The 4,133-nt window shown below is 63.6% G+C and carries 4 protein-coding genes and 1 pseudogene; all 5 read left to right on the top strand.

Translation table 11 applies throughout. The annotated features are described in order from the left end of the window. Positions 1 to 408 (top strand): iron-sulfur cluster assembly scaffold protein (locus RMO81_RS02855; RefSeq protein WP_310474221.1); only part of this gene is annotated, 408 nt, incomplete at its 5' end. Then, positions 408 to 2,207, top strand: coding sequence for a monovalent cation:proton antiporter-2 (CPA2) family protein (locus RMO81_RS02850; RefSeq protein ID WP_310474220.1), 1,800 nt, complete (start codon positions 408 to 410; stop codon positions 2,205 to 2,207). The genes RMO81_RS02855 and RMO81_RS02850, both read left to right, overlap by 1 nt. 306 nt (positions 2,208 to 2,513) lie before the next feature. After that, positions 2,514 to 2,786 (top strand): annotated as a pseudogene (locus RMO81_RS02845) (type II toxin-antitoxin system RelE/ParE family toxin); the annotation flags it as partial. Positions 2,787 to 2,788: 2 nt separating this feature from the next. After that, positions 2,789 to 3,070 carry an addiction module antidote protein gene (locus tag RMO81_RS02840; RefSeq protein ID WP_310474219.1) on the top strand — a complete coding sequence of 94 codons (282 nt, stop codon included), beginning with the start codon at positions 2,789 to 2,791 and terminating at the stop codon, positions 3,068 to 3,070. Between the two features lie 206 nt (positions 3,071 to 3,276). Further along, positions 3,277 to 3,942 (top strand): hypothetical protein, encoded by a 666-nt coding sequence (locus tag RMO81_RS02835; protein WP_310474218.1) that lies wholly within the window; start codon positions 3,277 to 3,279, stop codon positions 3,940 to 3,942. Positions 3,943 to 4,133 lie beyond the last annotated feature (191 nt).

The following is a 4,133-nucleotide window of genomic DNA, read 5'->3' as shown; positions in this document are numbered from 1 at the left end:
GCGATCTTGCGCCTGAAACTGGTGGGCGAAACCGCGCATCGGCTGCCGGCACCCGTGGCCAGCGCGACGCGGGTGTCGCCGGTGTGCGGTAGCAAGATCATCGCCGATGTGGTGCCCGCTGCCGATGGCCGCATCGCCGCGCTGGGGCTGGATGCCACCAGGGCCTGCACCTTGGGCCAGGCCAGCGCCGCCGTGGTGATGCAGCGTGCGCCCGGCCATGATGCCAGCGCGCTAAGCGTCACCCGCAGCCAGCTTGCCGATTTCCTGGCTGGCCGCAGCGAGACCGCGCCCGACGGCTGGGCGATCTTTGCCCCCGCCCGCGCCCACCGCGCCCGCCACCCCTCCATCCTGCTGCCGCTGGATGCAGTGCTGGCCGCGTTGGCCGATGCCGGGCAGGCTGCCGCCTGATGGAGCATGGTTCGACCCTGCTGCGCGATGCCGTGGTGTATCTGGCGGCGGTCGTCGTGCTGGTGCCGTTGTTCGTGCGCTTCAAGCTGGGTGCCGTGCTCGGCTATCTGGCTGCCGGTATCCTGATCGGGCCGTCGGTTGCGGGCCTGGTTGGTAATGCCGAACAGACGCTGCAATTTGCCGAATTCGGCATTGTTCTGCTGCTGTTCGTGATCGGGCTGGAACTGCAACCCTCGCGGCTGTGGGCGCTGCGGCGCGATATTTTTGGGCTGGGGCTGGCACAGGTGCTGGTGTGCGGGCTGGCGCTGACCGGGCTGTTGTTGGCGATGACCAGCCTCACCTGGGAAGCTGCGCTGGTGGTTGGCCTGCCGCTTGGCCTGTCGTCCACGGCGCTGGTCATGCAATTGCTCAACGAACGCCACATGGCCGCCACGGCCTTTGGTGAACGCAGCTTTTCGATGCTGCTGTTCCAGGATCTGGCCATCGTGCCGCTGCTCACCGTGGTTGCGGCCCTGTCGCGCGCACCGGTCGCCAATCCGGAGCCGGGCTGGGTGATGGTCGCCAAGACGGTCGGGGCGCTGGCGTTTCTGGTCGCTGTTGGCCGCTTTGTGTTGCCGCGTCTGTTCCGCATCATCGGCACGCTGGGTGCCCGCGAAGCTTTCGTCGCCGCCGCCTTGCTCTCCGTGCTGGGCAGCGCGCTGCTGATGGCGTCGCTGGGCCTTTCCATGGCGCTGGGCGCGTTCGTCGCTGGCGTCATGCTGGCCGAATCGCCCTATCGCCACGCGCTGGAAACCGACATCGAACCGTTTCGCGGGCTGATGCTGGGCCTGTTCTTCATCGCCATCGGCATGAGCCTTGATCTGCGGGTCGTGGCCGACAATTGGGGGCTGGTCATCGCGCTGGTGGTGGGCGTGATGGCGGTGAAAACCGCCAGCATCGCCGTGTTGGCGCGCAGTTTCGGCACCGATTGGCGCCGCGCTGTGCAGATGGGCCTGCTGCTGGCGCAAGGCGGCGAATTCGGTTTCGTGCTGTTTGCCGAAGCCGAACGCGGCCTGCTGATCAGCCATTCGGCGGCGCAATTGTTCGGCGCAGTCGTCACCTGTTCCATGGCGTTGACGCCGCTGCTGTTCCGGCTTGCCATGCGCTGGCTGGAACCGGCAGCCGACGCCGGCAGCCGCGACGGCCCGGAAAGCGCCGGCACCGACAGTCACGGCGGCCATGTCGTGCTGGTCGGCGCCGGACGGGTGGGGCAGGTGGTCGCCCAGATGCTGCGGGCGCGCGGCGTGGGGCTCACCGCCGTCGATCTGGACGCCGAATTGATCGACATCACCGCCCGCTTTGGCAACACCGTATTCTGGGGCGACGGCACGCGGCTGGACATCCTGCGCAACGCCGGCGTTGGCAGCGCCAGCGCGCTGGTCTTTGCCATCGACGGCCAGTGGGACCCGAAACCGGTGCTCGCCCCCATCCAGGCCGAATGGCCCGATCTGCCGATCATCGCGCGGGCCTATGATCGCACTCACAGCATCGCCCTGCGCCGGGCCGGCCTGGACCAGGTGACCCGCGAAACCCTGGAAAGCGCTGTCGCCATGGGCCGCGACGTGCTCGCCACGATTGGCACGTCCGAAACCATGATCGACGCCATCGAAGCCGAATACCGCCGCCGCGACCTTGAACGGCTGGACCTGCAGGTGATCAGCGGCGACATGATGACCGGCGCCGACAATATCATCCGCGGCGCCCTCGATCTCGACGGTGCAGCAGACCCGGCCTCGCTGGGCGAAATCCCACCGGCCTGAAAAGGGCGCCGTCACCGGCCAATTCAGCCAATCAAAATCTCCTGCAGTTTTGACACTTTTGACGATTCGTATCGGATTCAGGATTTTTCAGCCACGCTCGCTCACCCCGCGGCCAAACGCCGGGCAGTACCATTTTGACAGGCTTTGCCTGTGTAGGACAGATGGGCGGTTGTTCTTGGTTTTTAGGAAGGAAAGAGGGCCTCCGGCGGGCAGGGGTTGAACCCCTGCACCCACTTTCGTTTGGGTCCTGGCTTTGACATCGCAGTCAGTTTGTGTATTTTAAGTTACATTTAGAAGGTCCGGCGCACCGCCGAATTTCTGGAATGGCTGATCGGGCTGCGAGACGTGCAGGCGCGGGCGCGCATCGCCAAACGGATCGACCGGCTGGCGCAAGGCAATTTCGGCGATGCCAAGTCGATCGGCAATGGCGTCAGCGAACTGCGCTTCGATTTCGGGCCGGGGTACCGCGTCTATTACATGATGCGCGGCCAAGTGGTGGTGATCCTGCTGTGCGGTGGCGACAAGAGTTCGCAGCAACGGGATATCGAACGCGCCGTGGCGCTGGTGAAGGAAGTTTGAGCATGACCATCGAAACCAAGCCCTGGGATGCGGCGGACGTGCTGAACACGCCCGCCGATATCGCCGCCTATCTGGATGCCTATCTGGAAGATGGCACCCCCGAAGAACTGCTGCGCGCCCTCAGCACCGTGGCCCGCGCGCGCGGCATGACCGAACTCGCCCGCCAATCCGGCATCAGCCGCGAAGCGCTGTATCGGGCGCTGTGCGAAAGCGGTAACCCGACGCTGGACACGCTGGTGCGGGTGCTGAAGGCGCTGGGGGTGCGGCTGGCGGTTGCGGCTTGAGGGAAGAGAGGGGGGCCTCCGGCGGGCAGGGTCGAGGACCCTGCACCCGCTTGTTTTTGGGTGTGCTGGTGGGGCGGGCGGTCGCCAGAGCCAGGAATGGCGGGCTACGACCCCATTGCGGACATTCAATCATAATCCAGGCTTGCTTGTGACCGTCCGCTGGTTCAGCTTCGACTGTAGCGTACGAAGGTAGCTAACCAACATCTATGCCCAGCCGCATTCACGACATTCGCACCAAGATGAGCGAGCAGGAACTCGCTCGATGGAAAGCTGAATTCTTTGAGGTTCACACGCCGATCGCGTTGGCGGAGTGTGTGCAGCAGTTCGGCAGCATTGTCGGCGATCATGCAGTAGACAGCTCTCGTGCGGGCTTCTGGCGGGACGCTCACCTCGCCTCAAACTTTGGCATTCATCGCAAAGCCAGCCGCATTCTAATGCTCGGGCCGGAAAATGATGCGAACCACAAAATTGCTCCGGATTTTCAGATTGAGGTCGATGGCACATGGGCGCGGTACGAACTGGTTGAAGCGCTGCCAGTCGGGCGTCGCCGGTCAGACGAATTTCGTGAAGACCGAGAAGCCGGTGGCGGTAAAGCCCGATCCGACCATGTCCCAAACAAGACGGAGTTGACCGAAATTTTGTCGAAAGCCGCAGCCATAAAGGTAGCGAAGTCAACAATATATTCCGACTGTCGCGGGCTCGTAATAAAGCTTTCGACATGGGCGCTCCTGAGCGATGAAGCGAAGGAGGAAGTATTAACATCGGGAACCGAACAGGCCGGAAAAATCTTTGGCGAGGTATGGGTGATTGATGGGTCTGTTACCTATCTGGTCTGGTGTGACGGGCATCCAGCTTATCGTTTGCAGCGATGAAGATCGGCGGTTGATGCGAGAAAGTCGAGCGGCAGCCCTTGTTATCCTGCGCACCCAAACCTGCCATTCCGCTCTCCACCCCATTCAAGACGTTCTGATGCCAAACCTCCAATTGCCCCGTCGCCCCGCACTTGATGCGGGGCTTGGCTTTTTGGCGCGGTGGAAGGCAGCCAAGCCCCGCATCAAGTGCG

It is taken from the genome of Sandarakinorhabdus sp., assembly GCF_031422795.1.
GTDB lineage: Bacteria > Pseudomonadota > Alphaproteobacteria > Sphingomonadales > Sphingomonadaceae > Sandarakinorhabdus.
Note: the sequence above shows the minus strand (reverse complement) of the source record. Positions and strands in the feature narration are given on the sequence as shown.